Genomic DNA, 16,817 nt, shown 5'->3' with positions numbered 1-16,817 from the left:
CCTTCTTCGGTGGATCCCACCAGGGCCAGGGTGGATGCGTTCGGGTTGAGCGCAGTTGCGATGTCGTCGAAGTAGCCGGTGCCGACTTCGCGCTGGTGCTTGGTTGCGGTGTAGCCGCGGGACTCGGAGGCGAATTCCTTTTCCTGGAGTTCGACGTAGGCGCTCATGCCTTCGCGGGCGTAGCCGTGGGCAAGGTCGAACATCGAGTAGTTCAGGGCGTGGAAGCCGGCCAGGGTGATGAACTGGAACGTGAAGCCCATCGCGCCGAGTTCACGCTGGAACTTCGCGATGGTGGCGTCGTCCAGGTGCTTGCGCCAGTTGAACGACGGGGAGCAGTTGTAGGAGAGCATCTGGTCCGGGAACTCGGACTTGACGGACTCGGCGAACTTGCGGGCCAGCTCGAGGTCCGGGGTGCCCGTTTCCATCCAGATGAGGTCAGAATAGGGGGCGTAGGCCTTGGCGCGGGCGATGCAGGGCTCGATGCCGTTGCGGACCTTGTAGAAGCCCTCAGCGGTCCGTTCACCGGTGATGAATTCCTGGTCGCGCTCGTCCACGTCGGAGGTGATCAGGGTGGCTGCCTCGGCGTCGGTACGGGCGATGATCACCGACGGGGTGCCCGCGACGTCGGCCGCGAGGCGGGCGGCGTTCAGGGTCCGGACGTGCTGCTGGGTGGGGATGAGCACCTTGCCGCCGAGGTGGCCGCACTTCTTCTCGGAGGCGAGCTGGTCTTCCCAGTGCACGCCCGAGGCGCCGGCCTGGATCATGGATTTCATGAGTTCGTAGGCGTTCAGCGGGCCGCCGAAACCGGCTTCGGCGTCGGCGACGATCGGGACCAGCCAGTCTTCGACGGTCTGGATGCCTTCGGAGAATTCGATCTGGTCGGCGCGGAGCAGGGCGTTGTTGATGCGGCGGACCACGGTGGGGACCGAGTTGGCCGGGTAGAGCGATTGGTCCGGGTAGGTGTGGCCGGAGTTGTTGGCGTCGGCGGCGACTTGCCAGCCGGAAAGGTAGATGGCCCGCAGCCCGGCCTTGACCTGCTGCACCGCCTGGTTGCCGGTCAGCGCGCCGAGGGCGTTGGTGTAACCGCCGGTCTTAGCCTCTTCCGTGAGTTGCTTCCACAGCTTCTCGGAGCCGCGCTTGGCCAGGGTGTGTTCTTCGGAGACGCGGCCGCGGAGGCGGACGACGTCGGTGGCCGAGTAATCGCGGGTGACGCCTTCCCAACGCGGGTTGGCAGCCCATTCGAGCTCCAGTGCGGCGGCCTGCTGCTGAGCGGAGGTGGGCTGCCCTGGTTCAAATGCTGCGGTCATTGTTCTGTCTCCTTTGACGCTACTGTGGCGTGTTTCTGTGTATGTCGCCCCGGCCGACCTTCGCTGCGCCGTTGCAGTTCAGATCGACCGGGACTTCGTGGTTATTACTTTTCAGCACTTTCAAGAGGCTTTCTAGATAAAAACCATGGAAAGAAATGCACTTCTTCGCGTATCCTCAAGAAATGTCACCTGTGAGCTGGAACCGCGAAGTACCGCCGCCGTCGTCGTCCGCTTCCACCGCCGAACTGGACGTCATCAGCCTGGGCCGCCGCGTGCGATATCTGCGCAAGCAGGCCGGGCTGACCCTCGACGACGTGAGTACCGCCGTCGGGACCGCCCCCAGTCAGCTGAGCCTCATCGAGAACGGCAAGCGCGAGCCCAAACTGGGGCTGCTGAAGCAGCTCGCGGCGGCACTGAATGTCGGCATCGACCAGCTGCTCGGCGCGGAACCGCCCAGCCGCCGCGCGGCCTTGGAAATCGAGCTCGAACGGTACCAGCGCGGGCCCCTGTACGAGTCGCTGAACCTGCCTAGAATCCGCGTCAGCTCGCGGCTTCCGCTCGATGTTCTCGAGTCGCAAGTGGGCCTCCTGCAGGAGCTTGAACGCAAGCTCAACGAGCAGGTCGCGACGCCGGAAGAGGCTCGCCGCGCGAACGGCGAACTGCGTTCCATGATGCGCGAGCGCGGCAACTATTTTCCGGAGTACGAGGCCGAGGCGCAGAAGGTCCTCAAAGGCGTTGGATACACTACCGGTCCCTTGAGCCAGCACGTCATTGCGGACATCGCGGACCACCTCGGATTCACGCTCCACCACGTGGGCGACCTGCCCCATTCCACCCGTTCAGTGACCGATCTAAAGAATCACCGAATTTATCTCACGCAGACCCAGCGGCAGGACCATGATCCCCGTTCGGTGCTCCTGCAGGCCCTGGGCCACTACGTCCTGGGCCACGAGACGCCCAAGAACTACGGCGACTTCCTGGCGCAGCGGGTCGCGACGAACTACTTCGCCGCGGCTCTCCTCCTGCCCGAGAACGCAACCCTGGAGTTCCTCCAAAAGGCGAAAGCCGCCAAGGAGATCGCGGTCGAAGACATCCGGGACGCCTTCGCCGTCTCCTACGAAACCGCGGCACACCGCTTCACCAACCTCGCGACGAAGCACCTGGGCATCACCACGCACTTCCAGAAGACCCACCAGAGCGGAATCATCTACAAGGCCTACGAGAACGACGGCGTGGCCTTCCCCCAAGACCATACCGGCGCCATTGAGGGCCAACCGGCGTGCAAGGCATGGACCTCGCGTGCCGTGTTCGACGTTCCGGACAAGTTCAGCGCCTACAGCCAGTACACCGACACCGTCTCCGGCACCTATTGGTGCACGGCGCGCACCGAACGCTCGGCCGCGGGCGAGTTCTCGCTCAGCATCGGCGTGCCGTACCAGCACGTGAAGTGGTTCCGCGGGAGGGAGACAACGGCGCGGGCTACTTCGACGTGTCCGGACCCGAACTGCTGCAAGCGCCCGCCGGCGTCGTTGGCTTCTTCCTGGGCAGGCAACGCTTGGCCCTCCGCCCGCGCCCACTCGCACCTCCTGGCCGCCATGCCGCCGGGTGCGTTCCCCGGCGTCGACGAGACTGAGGTGTACGCGTTCCTCGAGGCGCACTCGGGGTAGTTTTGTGGCGGCGTGACGCGGACTACTTTAGGACCGGATAGCTCAAGTGGGTGACCCCCACGCCCTCGACGACGGTCGGGTTACCCAAGGTGAGTGGCGCGTTCCCAACGCGATCGAACATCCGGATACCGGATCCGAGCAGCAGTGGAACCAAGTCGACGCGGATCTCGTCAAGCAGGCCGGCGTCGAGGCACTGCCGAATGGTGTCTGGCCCATGCATGCCGACGATCTTGTCTCCAGCCGCGGCCTTTGCCTTGGCGACGGCGCTTTCCAGTCCGTCGGTGACGAAATGCACCGCGGAGTCGGAACGGGGCCACCCCTCGGGCATCTGGTGCGTCACCACGAATGCAGGCACGCCGAACGGGTGCTGCCCGCCCCAGGCCTCGGCGCGGTCCGAGGTGCGCCGCCCGGTGAGCATCGCCCCCACCTCGCCCATCAAAGCCCGCAGATGTTCCGCGCTCGCTGGCGAGACGTGGAACGTGAAGCCTGGATTGTGGGTCGGGACGTCGACGTCACCTGCGAAGTACCAGTCGAAGACCTCCTCGACGCCGTCCTCAAGATCGGCCACGTAGCCATCGAGGGACATCGACATGAGTGCGACTACCTTGGTCATTTACCTTGCTCCTTCAGCTCAGACGGACATGGCCCAGGACAAAGCCGCATCGCGGCGAGGCTCGGATGGGTCTATCAGCCTGATTCTGTCGACGAGCCGGACACGGTCGATGAGGGACGTTTCGATGAGCGCCAGAACGAACGCATGATCCTTGGGCCGCGCTGCGATGAGCTTGGCCGCGCACAGATCGTAGGGATCCAGGCAAAGCCCGGTGCTGTTCCGGGTCGCCTCGTTGCGCACGCCAACGAGCCGGTACTCCCAGTCGGCCGGTAGCACCGCAGTCTCCCTCTCGACAGCCTGGACGTAGAACCCGAACTCCTTGTGGAAAGGCGACCACTCACCGAGCGCGGAATCGATGCTGTCCGCAAGCGTCCCGGCGTCGTCATCGGAAAACGGGGCAATGTCGACGGCATCGGACATGGTGATGGCCCCAGGTAGTTGGTCCTCCGTGAAGGATCCCAGAATTGACTGGCTACCGATCACGATCACCCGGTCGCCGTGGATGATATCCGTAGCGGCCCGGATGGCGTGCTCGAGCTCATCGCGGCGCATGGCTGTACCGTACCCCTGCTCAGGTCGATTGTCAGTACCCCCGCTGCCGCTCGCGCTCAGCCAGCAGCGTCGCCACCTTTTCGATGAGCTCGTACGGAATAGGCTTCCCCAGAGGGAATTTCAACGTCCCCTTGGCCGACCGGAAAAGGGCGATTTCGCGCTCGAAGTCCTCGCCGCCGTCGGGCACTGGATAGACGGAGACGTGGTGCTTCCACGCCGCGAAATACACCACGTAGTGCCCGTCGAGCGTGATGGTGGGGATACCGTAACTGATCCGGTCCGCGGCTCCGGGCACTGCTGCCAGGGCCCGCCGTCGGATCTCGTGAAGGATGGTTTGCACGTCGCCGGGCTGCGCCGCGATGTAGTCGTCCACCGTGTCAAAGTGCTCTGCCATGCGCTTCCTTCGCTCCGCTCCGTGCCCCGCCGTTCAGCGGGTCTTGGACCCAGCTTGCCCCAGCGCGCATCGCCCCTGCCAGAGGGCATCGAAGCGAGGTTCGGGCCGACTCCGACCCTCGCTCACATATGTCGGGTTTTGGCCGGACGCTCGCTCACATATATGGGGTTTTGGCCGGACGCTCGCTCACTTGATCTGATGGAACGTTATGGACGGTGGCGAGTTTGCCCGACCATTCGCGATTCCTCGATGCGAGAATGGGGGAGGCACCGCGGTTTTGCAGGCGGGTCCACCACCAGTGCTAATACAGCGGGGCGCCGTGCTAACTCCGGCCGCCTGCGCGAACCACTACGAACGGACAAGCGATGACGTCAGCATCAGAATCCCAGACCCTGAGTAAACCCGCGCCTCGTTTCGCGTCAATTGGCTCTCCATACTTTGGCATCATGCTGGCATGCATGGCTGTCGTCCTGATCCTGTCCAACATTGGCGCTGCCAAAGGCGTCGTCTTCGGTCCGATCATCACCGATGGCGGATTCTTCCTCTTTCCGCTTGCCTACATTCTTGGCGATGTGATGAGCGAGATTTATGGATTCAAGGTTGCCCGTAAAGCAATCATCACCTCGTTCGCACTGTCAGCATTCGCGTCGCTCTGCTACTGGATCATCATCGCGCTCCCCGGTTTCAATGACGATTACGGCAATGCCAAGCAGGCTGCCATCGAAGGCGCACTGGGACCGGTTCCCCAGATCGTCCTTGCTTCACTTCTCGCGTTCCTGGCCGGCCAAACGATCAACTCCTTGATCCTGGTCAAGATGAAGGCCCGTTCGGGTGAGAGAACCCTCTGGGCCCGGCTCATGGGTTCATCCGGGGTGGGCGAATTCGTGGACACGCTCATCTTCTGCAGCATCGCGGCCTCGGTCATTGGCATTACGGACTTCGGAAGCTTCGTCAATTACGTGCTGGTTGGCTTCGTGTACAAGGTCGGTGTCCAATACATCCTCGTGCCCGTGACGTCCTTGGTCATTGGCTGGATCAAGAAGCGCGAGCCTAGCTACTGGGCCTGAGCAGGTAATCCGGGAGGCGGGCCGCATATGTGAGCGCGCGTCGGGTCGGGAGGGCATTTATGTGAGCGAGCGTCGGGCCGGGATGCGGTATATGTGAGCGAGCGTCGTCCGTCGGCTCAGGGGAACCGCAGGGAAGTCCGGTAGTTTCAGAGGATGAAGCTGGGAAAAGCCGTGCTGACGGCCGAGAATCTTGTTGCAGGCTATGGCGAGCATGCAGTGTGCGGACCGCTCGACGTCGAGGTTTTCCCCGGGCAGGTGCTCGGGATGGTGGGCGAAAACGGTGCCGGCAAGTCCACCCTGCTGCGCACCATGATTGGCGCGCAGGCCGCCATAGAGGGCGATGCGCACGTGCTTGGCTTGATGCCGGACGACCGCTCGGCCCTCTTTCGCAGCAAGGTCTCGGTGCTGCTGGATGAGGATGCCTACTTCGATTCACTCACCGTTCGCGAGCACCTTTCCTTGGTGGCCCGTGGGCATGGCCTCACCAACCCCGATGCGGCTGTGGAGGAAGAGATTGGCTTTTTCGAGCTTCAAACCGTGGCCGATGCATTCCCCGATCAGCTTTCCTCGGGACAGCGCCGGAAGCTCCTCCTGGCCTCGGCATTCATCCGCCCCGTCGAGCTGCTGGTCCTCGACGAACCCGAGCAGCGGCTCGATACCCGCATGCGCGGCCTCCTGGCGCAGCGGATCGCGAAGACTGCCAAGAAGAGTGCCGCCGTCGTCATGGTCACGCACGATGCGGATGTCGCCCAAGCGGCGTGTACCCGGGCGGTAATAGTCGACGACGGCGGTGCGCGCGTGGTAAGTACGGACGAGGCTGTGGCGAGGATTCGCCGGTGAGCATGTCCACTGCTGCCGTAGCGCAGCCGGAGTTCGTGGACTTCGACCCCGAGAGTGCCACGCGAAAGGTCATCCGCCCGCGCGGCCAGTCCTTGCTTTCCAGGCTCAACGAACTGTACATCCAGTTCCTGACGTTCGGCGTCGGCCTGATCTACGCGACAGGCCTCCTCAACGGGCTCACTGCCGCAGCAGAGCATGGCTTCGGCGGCCATCTGATTTCGGCCAGTTACGGCGTCGTCCCTGTTGAGTACGGTCTGCTTGTTGGGTTCGGGCTCTTGGCTCTCGCGGCCTATTGGGTGGCGGGCAGGCTCGGGCCACTGGCGATCACGGCGAATCAGCGGCACTGGTGGTACTCACTGGCTATCGACCGCGAGCCGCTTCTAGCCCGAGGATTGCGCCGCGCAGTCTGGGCTGCCGCCGTCGTCGGAGCCCTCACCACCATTCCGATAGCAGTCATCAGCGGCTCGACCGCAATGGTGTTTGCCGGGCGCGTCTTGGCAGGGGCGCTGACCGGTACGGCTATTCTCGCGTTGGCCGCGTTCGCCCAGACGCGTTCACGGGCATCGGCCGGGCAAGGCAGACCGATAAACTGGCTGCTGGCGATCGCCTCGGCGGCCCTCGGCGCGATGCTGTTCGGGACACTGCAGGGGAACTGGATCTTCGCGGTCGCCCCTGCTGTCGCTTTGGTTGCCGCGGCGCTCGGCATGCGCAACAAGCTGTCCAGCGTCCGCACGACTTCGCTGCTCAAGGCCGGGTCCGCGAGGGGACATGTCCAGGCTGCGCTGACGCTGATGGACACGGGGGAGCTCAGCGCCTCGCTGTCCAGCGGCGGCAAACGCAGCCGGGTCAAGCTCCCGGGGACGCCCAGCACCGCCGCGGGCGCGCTCTTCCATGCGGAGGCTACCGTGCTCGCCCGGCAGCCCGGGCGGCTGTGGCGCTGGGGCCTGGGTCTCGCCGTCGTTCCCTTGACTGGGCTGGTCCGGACGTTCGATTCGCCCGTCATCCTGCTTCCGGTGCTGCTTGCCGCTGCGATATTCTCCTCCACTGCGGCGGCCGGGCCGCTTTGGCAATTGCGCATGGCCCCGAGTCTCGACGCCCTCCTTCCGATTTCCAGGACAGCTTCGCGCTGGGTCCACGTCGCACTTCCGGTGGTGCTGATGGGGTTATGGACGACGGCGGCTGCCGGATTCTTCGTGCTGGCAGGCGGATTCCGGGTGGAACTCCTCGTCCTGGGTGCGGCGGCGGGAGGCGGTTTGGGCGCGGGGATGCTTCGACGCGCATTCCGCCAGCAGGAAGACCTGACCAAGCTGGTGTACCTCATGCAGCTCGGTCGGAGTGGACCCGCCATGCTCGGAACCAGGATCCGGGGCTACGTGCTGTGCCTCTTCGCCCTGGTGCCCTTGGCCTTGGGCATGCTCTTCAACGCCCCGGAAGTCCTGGTGACGCCCGCCGTCGTGCTCAACGTGGTGCTCCTGGTGATCGGCGTGACGACCGCGGACCGTCCCTGAGGCGCCCCTTGGCGCGAGCTCGGCGGGAGGCGGGGACCGACGAGACCCTACGAGTAGTACCGTCCCAGCGTCTCGGCCTTGAACTCGAAGAAGTCCCCGGATTCGATGGCTAAGCGGGCATCGTCCACCATCTTCACCACGAAGCGCTCGTTGTGGATGGAGATGAGCGTGGCCGAGACCATCTCGTGGGCCTTGTACAGGTGGTGGATGTACGCCCGGGAATAGTTGGCGCAGGTATAGCAGTCGCAACCATCCTGCAGCGGCCCGAAATCCGCCTTGTAGCGCGCTCCGGACAGGTTGTACCGGCCGGACGGAGTGTAAAAGGCCGAGTTGCGGGCCACCCGGGTGGGGGAGACGCAGTCGAAGGTGTCGGCGCCGTTTTCGATGGCCGTGAAGATGTCGTCCGGCTCGGAGATGCCAAGGAGGTGCCGGGGCTTGTTCTCGGGAAGTTCCTCGTTGCACCAACGCACAATGGTGCCGAGGTTCTCCTTCTCCAAGGCGCCGCCGATGCCGAAACCGTCAAACGGCATCCCGCCAAGGTCCCGGCAGGCCTTGCGGCGAAGATCCTCGTACTGCGCCCCCTGGATGACGCCGAACAGGGCTTGGTACGGCTTGCCCGCCCGGGAGGCTGTCAGCCGCTCATGCTCCACCACGCAACGCTCGGCCCAGCGACGCGTCCGCTCCAGGGATTCCTCTTGGTAGCCACGGGAGTTCTGCAGGGTGGTCAGCTCGTCGAAAGCGAACATGATGTCGGCGCCGATCTGGTGCTGCACCCGCATCGAGATTTCGGGCGAGAAGCGGTGCCGGTCCCCGTTCAAGTGCGACTTGAACCAGACGCCGTCCTCGTCCACATGGGCCAGCCGCTCCTTGCCCGGGGCCACGGCGTCGTCCGGACCGGACGTGTCCACGGAGGTCATGTCGATGACCTTCTTGAACCCCGAGCCGAGGCTCATGACCTGGAATCCGCCCGAGTCGGTGAACGTGGGCCCGTCCCAGTTCATGAACGCGCCGAGCCCTCCCGCCGCGTCCAGGATCTCCGGTCCCGGCTGCAGGTACAGGTGGTACGCGTTGGCCAGCAAAGCCTGCGCGCCGAGCGCCTTCATGGATTCGGGCAGCACGGCTTTAACAGTGGCTTTCGTCCCGACAGCGATGAATGCAGGCGTCTGGATCTGGCCGTGCGGCGTGGTGATAGTGCCGGTTCTGCCCAGGAACTCGCCCCGCTCGCCGACGCCGTGACGGCTGCCGCCGTCGGCGTTCAAAAAGCCCGACGACGGCCGGCGCGTTTCGCTGAGCCGCGCACCCACCTCGAAGGAAAACGCGGACTGCTGGGCAGTTGCGAGCGTGGACGGATCGGACTCGGGGCTAGACCCGGATTGAGGCACGGAGGAATCGGCTGGCACCGTTACAGTCTGCCAGCCCCGGAGCATGAATCGTCAGTGCGAATGCACCTCTGTGGGGTAGTTCTCAGCCTTCCAGCCGTCCCAGTGGGAGCGAATCGAGTCCAGGCTGGCCGCCCCTAGGTCGTAGGTAGAAGCGATGACGATAGTGCCGCCGTCGGGCCTTTTCTCCGGAATCACCGGCTGGTCAGCCACAATCAGCAGCCCATCACCATGCTCCGCATAACTGTGCACGGTGAGGCCCACCTGATGGTTGCTCCGGAACCAGACCTTGCCGGAGAGGGCCTCGCCCGTGGGCAGCGTCAGCGAGTATTCCTGCCCGGGAGCCGGGACCTCGGCCAGGCCGAGTTTCTGGATGCCTGAGCCGCGGCCGCCCGGCAGGGAAACGAAATGCGTGCGCCGGTGCCCGTGTGGATGATGTTCGAGGGCGAAGCGGAGTTGGTGCAGGAACGTCAGCCAGCCTTGGGTGATGTCCTCGTCCCACGCGGCCCATTCGGAATCGTGGTCCAAGGCTGCCCGCGTCACGCGTACCTCGGTGCCTCCGCTGACCGGGGTGAGCTCGAAGACGTCCCCGCCGTTCACGGTGAGGCTGGTGTGGTCGGGGCCCTCGACCACGTTGGTGGTGAAGTAGATCTGGTTGATTTCGTCGCCAAGCTCATCGGCCTCCCAGCCGTGCCACTGAGCCACGAGCGACGGTTCGCGCAGCGAAGTCCAAACTTGCTGCGCGTCGGCATTTACAACAACGCTCAGATTGTTCGTCATGGCCCGAATCTACCGCCGTTGGAGCGAACGCGACAGGTCTTGCGGAATCCTCGGAGAGCGCCTAAGCCCGCACTGCCTCGAGTTCGTTCGCGATCCGGTGATCGAGTTCCCCGAGGCCGATGGTGTTTGAACCGCCGTGCGCGCGCAGGAACAGCAGGGCTTCGAGCCGAAGCAGCCGCCATTCGCGCTCGGCGTCGCGGTTGCCGTTGTCGATGGAGCGGAAGATTTCCTTGTCGTACAGGTTCGGTTCGTTGAGCCCGCGCTGCCGGACTTTGGCGGCGATCCGGGCCTTGAACGGGTCTGTCTCCACAGTGTCCGGCGCCTGAAGGAGCTGATCGTAGACTTCGGCGCGTTTCGTTTGGCCGAGCTCACGGCAAATGAAGCTGGAAAGCGCGAGGGAACGTTCAACCGACATCCACCGGTCCCGGTTTCCGTCGTAGGGGAGCACGTTGAGGATATCGGCCACCGCGAGGGCGTGGTCGGGATCGCGCAGCTCGATGAAAAGATCGTGGGCCAGATCGCTCAGATCCCGAAGGCAGCTTCCCGACTTCGTGTTGATGCCCTTCACTAGGCGTTCGCTCAGCACCGCGACCCCATTCCTGCCAGGGTGCGTTTCGGCGGCGGCAGCCACGATGTTCTCGGGAGAGTCCGTCGCTTCCGGGATCAGCGCGAGCTGCGGGGGACCCGGCGCGCTCGGTCCGCTCACGGTGGGTGCCACCGCGGGCAAAGGAGGTACGACGACGGCGGGAGCCCCCTCCTCGGGCACGTCACCGCCGTCGGAGGTCACGACGTCGGGCGCGTCACCGGCGTCGGGGATACCGGCGTCGGGCGCGTCACTCGTGTCCGGCTCCGTCAGCGGGGCCGGACCTTCGGCGAGCGGCGTGTCGACGTCGTCCGGGATGGCGGCCGCTTCGCCCACCGGGACGCTGGATCCGATAGCGATCCGCACGCTCCCGCCGTCGAGCGTGGTCACGAGGATGAGCGCGGGCACGCCGAAATCGTCGCGTTCGAGCCCGATGTGCGTGATTTGCTCCGCGGGACCATCCCCAGGGAGGAAGAGGTAGTCCCCGATTTGCAGGGACCCAGCCTGCTTTTCACGGTACTGCTGGTCGGCCGGGCTGTGAGTCATCGGAAGTCCTTTGGTTCTCTTGGGGTCCGCCCAACAGTCTATAAAACCCCACCGGGCAAATCGGGGAGGTGGCTACTACCCGCCGCTTCTGTCAGCGCTGCTGCTACTGTCCGACGCCTGCGAAAGCCAGAGCCTGGCGCACCAGATTGCCGCGGCCACCGCTGAATTCCTGCTGCACGTCGTCGCTGAGGATCTCCTGAGGAGTCATCCACGTCAGCTCGAGGGCGTCCTGGCGAGGTTCGCACTCGCCTGTGACTGGGATGACGTAAACGAGGGACACGGCGTGTTGGCGGTCGTCCGTGAAGCCGGTCTGCGACGGCGCCGGGAAGTATTCGGCCACGGTGAACGGCACGGGACTGACGGGCAACTGCGGGAAGGCCAGCGGCCCGAGGTCCTTTTCCATGTGCCGCAAGAGCGCGGCCCGGATCGTTTCGCGGTACAGGACGCGGCCGGACACGAAGGAACGGACCATGGTGCCGTCGGCGTCGCCCTGCAGAAGGGTACCTACCTCGTTGACGAATCCGAGCGGATCGAGACGCACGGGAACCGCCTCCACGTAAACCATGGGGAGGCGGCCGCGGGCTTCGAAGAGGTCTTCATCGGAAAGCCAGCCGGAGTACGGGTCAGGGGTACGAACACTCATGGTTAAGTTCTACCCCATCCCATGCCGTTCCATGCCGTACGAATCAGACAGCCAGGATTGCGTCGAGCCCAAACCGGGAACGCTCGCTCAATTCTGGTGTCCAATCGGGCGACGCTCGCTCACCTATATGGGCAAAATCGGCATCCCTCGCTCAGATGATCTGAGCGAGCGTTTCCGGAAAGGCCGATATATGTGAGCGAGCGTCGGGGTAAGGCCGATATAGGTGAGCGAGCGTCGGGGTAAGGGCCCATATAGGTGAGCGAGGGTTGGGCATGTAGTCGGTGGGCTTTCGCCACAGCCTAGCTGGCACCAGAATGGGGCCATGGCTGTTGAACTTGAAGAACTGATCGTCAAAGATGCTGCCGAGTGGCGGTCCTGGCTCGAAAAGAACGGCGCCGATAGCCCTGGCGTGTGGCTCGTGCTGCACAAGAAGGGCGGCAACGTGACGGAACTCGATTACGCCGCTGCCCTGGATGAGGCGCTTTGTTTCGGCTGGATCGACGGCCAAGGCAGAAGGCGCGACGACGAGAGCGTCTTCCAACGCATGACCCGCCGCGGCCCCAAAAGCCCATGGTCCAAGCGGAACGTGGGGCACATTGCCCGTTTGGAAGCCGAGGGCAAGATGACTCCGGCCGGATGGGCCGCCGTCGACGGCGCCAAGGCGGACGGGCGTTGGGAAGCTGCCTATGTGGGCCAAGCGGACGCGGAAGTCCCGGAGGACCTCGCTGCCGCCATCGCCGCCGTTCCCGAGGCCCAAGCGATGTTCGATGTGCTGACCGCGGTCAATCGCTATTCCCTGATCTACCGCACCAACTCGGTGAAGAAGGCGGAAACGCGGGCCAGGAAGATCGCTGGCTTTGTTGAGATGTTGGCGCGGCAGGAGACGCCGTATCCGCAGAAGAAAAAGCCCGCGGTAGCAGAGTAGGACCTATTCAGGCTTCTCGGCGGACAGAGCGACGATCCAGCCTGGAGTGTCCTCACCGAGCCGCTTGTCGAGCAAGACCCTGGCCTTGGCAGCGGCGATCTGCACCTTGCGGTCCTCGGCACTCACCGAGGCGGGACGCTGCGAGGGGACGACAGCGCGGGTTTCGGACGCCGTGGCGGCTGCCATGAGCGCGTCGTCGGTGCCTACTTTGAGGAGCGCGAGTTCCTCCCGCGACGCGAGTTCGCTGTGGCCCAGAATTTCGATGGCCTTTTGGCCCATTTCGGCCTCGGAGCGGCTACGGGACAGGGACGCGTCGAGGGCCCATTGAGCGCGGCGCCACCACTCGGACCTGTCATCCGCCCGCGCCTTCTGCCGCAGGGACAGGAGGCCCACGATCGCGGCAACGATCGCCGCTACAAGGACAGCGAGCGGGCTGAGCGCGCCAACGATCTGCCACCATTCCGGCGGCCCACCGACCACAGTGACGGGTATCGGACTCGGGATCGGGTTCACAGCTCCAGACTAGGCCCCGGCACTGACAATTACTGGACGCGCGCGGCGGCTTCCAGCACCATCCATGCCTGCAGTTGGGTGGAGAGTTCGACGGCGGTGCCCACCGGATACGTCTCGGCCGCCGGACGCTGCGGTTCCGTCGAGAAGACGAGCCAGCCGTCGTCGTCGTACTTTCCGGAAGTCCCTTTGGCAGCGTGTGTACGCACCATCCGCCCCGCCCACAGCGCGCCCGCGGTATCGAGCACCATCTGGCGGGCGGTGGCGCGGGTGGCCGCGGGCAGCCGCACGTCTCCGGCGGCGAGGGCGAGGTAGCGGACGAGGATCCCGGCAAAGAGTCCGCCGTCGCCGGCGCCCTCGCCGCGAAGAACGAGCCTCCCCTGAGTGTCAGGCTCACGGACGGTCAGATGCTCAGCCACCGAGCCCACCAACGCGGCCGCGGGTGCCAGGTTCGCTTCTCCACCCAACTCCAACAAGGCGCCGAGCACCGGGCCTTGGTTGTAGGTGTAGACCTGTTCAGCGAGGACGAGCTTGCCTTCCTTGATCCAGGCGCCATCGAGGTATAGGCCGCGGGTGGATTCGAAGAGTGTGGCGTCGAGCCAGTCCAGGAGCCCTTGGGCCCGCTCCCGCTTCCCGGTCCGGGCGAAATACAAGGCCACCGGCGCAGTGGCCGGGGCGTTCTTGAAATCACGCTTCGTGCTCCAGAAGGTGCCGCCGCCCATGTCGTCCGTGGAGGCCGATTCGAACTGCGGAGAGAGGCTTTTCTGCATCCGGGCGTTGCGTCGTCGGCCAGGCTTCTGCGCCCGCCCGGCCAAGGAATCCAAGCGCAGGACGGCGAGGGCGAGCCACGCCATGTCGTCGTAGTAGCTGTTGACGTAGCGCAGGAAGTTGCGCAGCCGGATGCTGGCGACCACGCGTGAAGCGAGCTCGCCGGCGCTCGGGCGATCACCGCCGTCGAACCTTGATCCCGAGCCCAGCTCGCGCAACCCCGCGTCAACGAGGCAATCGACGTAGTGCGCCTGCCACCAGTAGTTCCACGGCTGAAACGGAGAATGGTTGGACGGCCGGACCGACGCCGCGAGGTGCGTTCCGGGGAGGAAGAGGAGGCGCCGTCCGAAATGCCGGGTGACCGAACGCGCGGCGTGGTCGGCTCGTGCGGCCCAGTCCGGAGTTCCGGAGGTGCCGGGCTGGGCATCGGGGGCGGACATGGTGACAGCCTAACGCGGGCCCGCTTGGCCGCAGGCCCTCCGGCAGTGCACAATCAAAGTGATTCAGTTAACATGCATTAACGGATTTTGGTTCTGCATCGAGGAGGATGGATGGACATCAAGGGCGCAGTTGCGTTGATAACCGGCGGGGCTTCGGGTTTGGGGGCCGCAACCGCAAGGCGATTGCTCGACGCCGGAGCGTCGGTAGTGCTGCTTGACCTCCACTCCTCTCTCGGCGAGTCCCTCGTTGCCGAGCTCAATGCCTCGGGAGCCGACGGAAGGGCCGTGTTCGTCCCCGCCGACGTCACGAACGAAGAACAAGTGCAGGCCGCCGTCGACGCCGCCGTCGCGCTGGGTCCCTTCCGGATCCTGGTCAACTGCGCCGGCGTAGCAACCCCGGGCAAAGTGCTCGGCAAGGACGGCGTGCTGCCGCTGGAGAACTTCAACAGGGTCATCCAGATCAACCTCGTGGGCACCTTCAACGTGATCCGCCTGTCTGCGGCCGCAATGGCCCGGAACGAGCCTGCGTCTACAGAGCTTGGTGGCGAGGAACGCGGCGTCATCATCAACACGGCCTCCGTGGCGGCTTTCGATGGGCAGATCGGGCAGCCTGCGTATGCCGCATCCAAGGGTGCTGTGGCCGCGATGACGTTGCCCTTGGCCCGTGAATTTGCGCGCTCGCTAGTACGTGTCATGGCCATCGCGCCGGGCATCTTCGAAACCCCCATGTTGGCCGGCTTGCCCGAGGACGCCCAGCTTTCCCTGGGCCAGCAGGTACCGCACCCCGCCCGACTTGGCCGTCCCGCCGAGTACGCCAACCTTGTGGCGCACATTGTGGAAAACGCCATGCTCAACGGCGAAACCATCCGCCTCGACGGCGCTATCCGGATGGCACCCAAGTGAGCCAGACGCACAAGCTGGCGGCCGCCTTCGAACATTCGGCCGGTTCTCTGCCCGACTTGCCTGGGGCGGACTTTTTCGACTTCGAATCTCTCCTCAGCGTCCAGGAACAGCGTAAGCTCAACGAACTCCGGGAATTCCTGGCCACGGAAATTGCCCCATATGCCAAGGACTGGTGGGACAAGGCCGAGTTCCCTGCGCACATCCTGCCCAAGCTTGCGGCCCTTCGCTTGAGCACCCCCACGCACCGCGGTTACAGCAACCTGTTCGCAGGGCTCGTGATCGCGGAAATGACCCGCGTGGACACCTCCATTGCGACGTTCTTCATGGTCCACCACGACCTTTTCATCGAGGCGCTTTACGAGTTCGGCTCCAAGGACCAGCAGGACCGCTACCTGGACGACGCCTCCAATCTGCGGACCACCGGAGCTTTTGCGCTCACGGAACCGGATCACGGTTCCGACGTGGCCGGTGGCCTGCAGACGGTGGCCCGCCGGGTCACCGGAGGAGTCGACGACGGCGGCGACTACTGGGTGCTGAACGGCGCCAAGCGTTGGATCGGCAACGGGACGTTTTGCGACCATGTACTGGTCTGGGCGCGGGACGAAGTCGACGGCGCTATTCGCGGCTTCATTGTGGACGGCACGCTGCCCGGGGTGACCCGCACCAAGATCGAGAACAAGATCGCCCTCCGCACCGTGCAAAACGCCGACATTGTCCTCAAGGACGTCCGGATCGCGGAGGCGGATCGTTTTTCCGGAATCAACAGCTTCGCCGACACCAACCACCTGCTGCGTGGATCGAGGCTCATGGTCGCTTGGCAGGCCGTAGGGCAGCAGTTGGCGGCGTTCGACGTCGCCCGGAAGTACGCGCTCGAACGGCAGCAGTTCGGCCGCCCGCTCGCAAAGTTCCAGCTCATCCAGCAGCAATTGGTGGACATGCTCGGAAATGCCGTGGCCAGCATGGGCATGATGGTGCGCATCGCACAGCTGCAGGAGGACATCTACACGGACAGCAAGGGAGTGCGGCACGGCGGAGCCCAAATGTCCCAGGTGGCCCTGGCCAAGGCTTACTGCAGCGCCCGGATGCGCGAAACGGTGGCCATGGGCCGGTCCATCCTGGGCGGGAACGGCATCGTGACCGATTACCGGATGGCCAAGATCTTTGCCGATGCCGAGGCGATCTACACCTACGAAGGATCGTTCGAGATCAACTCGCTCATCGTGGGCCGGGCCGTGACAGGGGTTTCCGCGATCGTTTGAGGGGCGCGCGGGACCTCGCTGAGACCGGGACCGCGGCGCCGGTCCGGGCCGGGCGCGCTGCCGAGCGAGCCATACCGGAGCTTGTTTCCCGTACCGGAGCTTGAAGCGCGGCGATGGGAAACAAGCCCCGGTC

The 16,817-nt window shown here is 64.7% G+C and carries 17 protein-coding genes; 7 read left to right on the top strand and 10 right to left on the bottom strand.

All coding sequences use genetic code 11. The annotated features are described in order from the left end of the window. The coding region (gene aceA / locus AC1DJW_RS20920) for an isocitrate lyase (RefSeq protein WP_476902388.1) at window positions 1–1,307 on the bottom strand (1,307 nt) is incomplete at its 3' end. Between the two features lie 155 nt (window positions 1,308–1,462). Between aceA and AC1DJW_RS20915 the strand changes: the two genes are divergently transcribed. Continuing rightward, window positions 1,463–2,974: a helix-turn-helix domain-containing protein gene (locus AC1DJW_RS20915; protein ID WP_476902387.1), complete on the top strand. Its 1,512-nt coding sequence runs from the start codon at window positions 1,463–1,465 to the stop codon at window positions 2,972–2,974. Window positions 2,975–2,996: 22 nt separating this feature from the next. On the opposite strand, the gene AC1DJW_RS20910 is transcribed toward AC1DJW_RS20915, so the two are convergent. Genes AC1DJW_RS20910 through AC1DJW_RS20900 form a run of 3 tightly spaced genes read right to left on the bottom strand, consistent with a single transcriptional unit; the run spans window position 2,997 to window position 4,533 of the window. Further along, window positions 2,997–3,587, bottom strand: coding sequence for a dihydrofolate reductase family protein (locus AC1DJW_RS20910; RefSeq protein ID WP_476902386.1), 591 nt, complete (start codon window positions 3,585–3,587; stop codon window positions 2,997–2,999). 18 nt (window positions 3,588–3,605) lie between these two features. Beyond that, window positions 3,606–4,139 (bottom strand): DUF6036 family nucleotidyltransferase, encoded by a 534-nt coding sequence (locus tag AC1DJW_RS20905; protein WP_284753095.1) that lies wholly within the window; start codon window positions 4,137–4,139, stop codon window positions 3,606–3,608. 31 nt (window positions 4,140–4,170) lie between these two features. Continuing rightward, a complete protein-coding gene (locus AC1DJW_RS20900) occupies window positions 4,171–4,533 on the bottom strand; it encodes an iron chaperone (RefSeq protein ID WP_390281774.1) in 363 nt (120 codons plus the stop codon). 365 nt (window positions 4,534–4,898) lie between these two features. On the opposite strand from AC1DJW_RS20900, the gene AC1DJW_RS20895 reads away from it, so the two are divergent. The 3 genes from AC1DJW_RS20895 to AC1DJW_RS20885 all read left to right on the top strand — a co-directional run bounded on the left by AC1DJW_RS20895 (window position 4,899) and on the right by AC1DJW_RS20885 (window position 7,948). Then, window positions 4,899–5,600, top strand: coding sequence for a queuosine precursor transporter (locus AC1DJW_RS20895; RefSeq protein ID WP_078106703.1), 702 nt, complete (start codon window positions 4,899–4,901; stop codon window positions 5,598–5,600). 153 nt (window positions 5,601–5,753) lie between these two features. After that, the gene (locus AC1DJW_RS20890) at window positions 5,754–6,440 is read left to right on the top strand and encodes an ABC transporter ATP-binding protein (RefSeq protein WP_476902385.1); all 687 of its coding nucleotides are present in this window, start codon (window positions 5,754–5,756) and stop codon (window positions 6,438–6,440) included. A gap of 2 nt (window positions 6,441–6,442) precedes the next feature. After that, complete coding sequence (locus tag AC1DJW_RS20885) at window positions 6,443–7,948, top strand: DUF6297 family protein (RefSeq protein WP_476902393.1); 1,506 nt, start codon at window positions 6,443–6,445, stop codon at window positions 7,946–7,948. A 47-nt stretch (window positions 7,949–7,995) separates the two neighbouring features. On the opposite strand, the gene tgt is transcribed toward AC1DJW_RS20885, so the two are convergent. From tgt to AC1DJW_RS20865, 4 genes are all read right to left on the bottom strand, one after another. Beyond that, complete coding sequence (gene tgt / locus AC1DJW_RS20880; RefSeq protein ID WP_476902392.1) at window positions 7,996–9,330, bottom strand: tRNA guanosine(34) transglycosylase Tgt; 1,335 nt, start codon at window positions 9,328–9,330, stop codon at window positions 7,996–7,998. Window positions 9,331–9,381: 51 nt separating this feature from the next. Beyond that, window positions 9,382–10,107, bottom strand: a complete 726-nt coding sequence (locus tag AC1DJW_RS20875) for an SRPBCC family protein (RefSeq protein ID WP_284753098.1) — start codon at window positions 10,105–10,107, stop codon at window positions 9,382–9,384. A 61-nt stretch (window positions 10,108–10,168) separates the two neighbouring features. Next, window positions 10,169–11,236 (bottom strand): DUF6707 family protein, encoded by a 1,068-nt coding sequence (locus AC1DJW_RS20870; protein WP_459341660.1) that lies wholly within the window; start codon window positions 11,234–11,236, stop codon window positions 10,169–10,171. Window positions 11,237–11,339: 103 nt separating this feature from the next. After that, window positions 11,340–11,879, bottom strand: coding sequence for an NUDIX hydrolase family protein (locus AC1DJW_RS20865; protein ID WP_059388553.1), 540 nt, complete (start codon window positions 11,877–11,879; stop codon window positions 11,340–11,342). Window positions 11,880–12,201: 322 nt separating this feature from the next. On the opposite strand from AC1DJW_RS20865, the gene AC1DJW_RS20860 reads away from it, so the two are divergent. Next, window positions 12,202–12,804: a YdeI/OmpD-associated family protein gene (locus tag AC1DJW_RS20860; protein ID WP_476902384.1), complete on the top strand. Its 603-nt coding sequence runs from the start codon at window positions 12,202–12,204 to the stop codon at window positions 12,802–12,804. Between the two features lie 3 nt (window positions 12,805–12,807). Here AC1DJW_RS20860 and AC1DJW_RS20855 read toward each other — a convergent pair whose 3' ends face one another. Further along, window positions 12,808–13,317 (bottom strand): hypothetical protein, encoded by a 510-nt coding sequence (locus tag AC1DJW_RS20855; RefSeq protein ID WP_476902383.1) that lies wholly within the window; start codon window positions 13,315–13,317, stop codon window positions 12,808–12,810. Between the two features lie 29 nt (window positions 13,318–13,346). After that, window positions 13,347–14,522: a glycoside hydrolase family 76 protein gene (locus tag AC1DJW_RS20850; RefSeq protein ID WP_476902382.1), complete on the bottom strand. Its 1,176-nt coding sequence runs from the start codon at window positions 14,520–14,522 to the stop codon at window positions 13,347–13,349. A 111-nt stretch (window positions 14,523–14,633) separates the two neighbouring features. On the opposite strand from AC1DJW_RS20850, the gene AC1DJW_RS20845 reads away from it, so the two are divergent. Together AC1DJW_RS20845 and AC1DJW_RS20840 are read left to right on the top strand one after the other, a co-directional pair. After that, complete coding sequence (locus tag AC1DJW_RS20845; protein WP_476902381.1) at window positions 14,634–15,425, top strand: SDR family NAD(P)-dependent oxidoreductase; 792 nt, start codon at window positions 14,634–14,636, stop codon at window positions 15,423–15,425. After that, the gene (locus AC1DJW_RS20840; RefSeq protein ID WP_390281795.1) at window positions 15,422–16,684 is read left to right on the top strand and encodes an acyl-CoA dehydrogenase family protein; all 1,263 of its coding nucleotides are present in this window, start codon (window positions 15,422–15,424) and stop codon (window positions 16,682–16,684) included. Before AC1DJW_RS20845 ends, AC1DJW_RS20840 begins: the two co-directional genes overlap by 4 nt. Window positions 16,685–16,817 lie beyond the last annotated feature (133 nt).

It is taken from the genome of Arthrobacter sp. 05L417, assembly GCF_056397865.1.
This window is presented reverse-complemented; position numbering and strand designations above follow the sequence as displayed.

Bases quoted from the DNA above. Each gene is read 5' to 3' on its own strand.
- AC1DJW_RS20915 (WP_476902387.1), top strand. From the start codon at position 1,463: ATGCACTTCTTCGCGTATCCTCAAGAAATGTCACCTGTGAGCTGGAAC.
- AC1DJW_RS20910 (WP_476902386.1), bottom strand. From the start codon at position 3,587: ATGACCAAGGTAGTCGCACTCATGTCGATGTCCCTCGATGGCTACGTG.
- AC1DJW_RS20905 (WP_284753095.1), bottom strand. From the start codon at position 4,139: ATGCGCCGCGATGAGCTCGAGCACGCCATCCGGGCCGCTACGGATATC.
- AC1DJW_RS20900 (WP_390281774.1), bottom strand. From the start codon at position 4,533: ATGGCAGAGCACTTTGACACGGTGGACGACTACATCGCGGCGCAGCCC.
- AC1DJW_RS20895 (WP_078106703.1), top strand. From the start codon at position 4,899: ATGACGTCAGCATCAGAATCCCAGACCCTGAGTAAACCCGCGCCTCGT.
- AC1DJW_RS20890 (WP_476902385.1), top strand. From the start codon at position 5,754: ATGAAGCTGGGAAAAGCCGTGCTGACGGCCGAGAATCTTGTTGCAGGC.
- AC1DJW_RS20885 (WP_476902393.1), top strand. From the start codon at position 6,443: ATGTCCACTGCTGCCGTAGCGCAGCCGGAGTTCGTGGACTTCGACCCC.
- AC1DJW_RS20875 (WP_284753098.1), bottom strand. From the start codon at position 10,107: ATGACGAACAATCTGAGCGTTGTTGTAAATGCCGACGCGCAGCAAGTT.
- AC1DJW_RS20870 (WP_459341660.1), bottom strand. From the start codon at position 11,236: ATGACTCACAGCCCGGCCGACCAGCAGTACCGTGAAAAGCAGGCTGGG.
- AC1DJW_RS20865 (WP_059388553.1), bottom strand. From the start codon at position 11,879: ATGAGTGTTCGTACCCCTGACCCGTACTCCGGCTGGCTTTCCGATGAA.
- AC1DJW_RS20860 (WP_476902384.1), top strand. From the start codon at position 12,202: ATGGCTGTTGAACTTGAAGAACTGATCGTCAAAGATGCTGCCGAGTGG.
- AC1DJW_RS20850 (WP_476902382.1), bottom strand. From the start codon at position 14,522: ATGTCCGCCCCCGATGCCCAGCCCGGCACCTCCGGAACTCCGGACTGG.
- AC1DJW_RS20845 (WP_476902381.1), top strand. From the start codon at position 14,634: ATGGACATCAAGGGCGCAGTTGCGTTGATAACCGGCGGGGCTTCGGGT.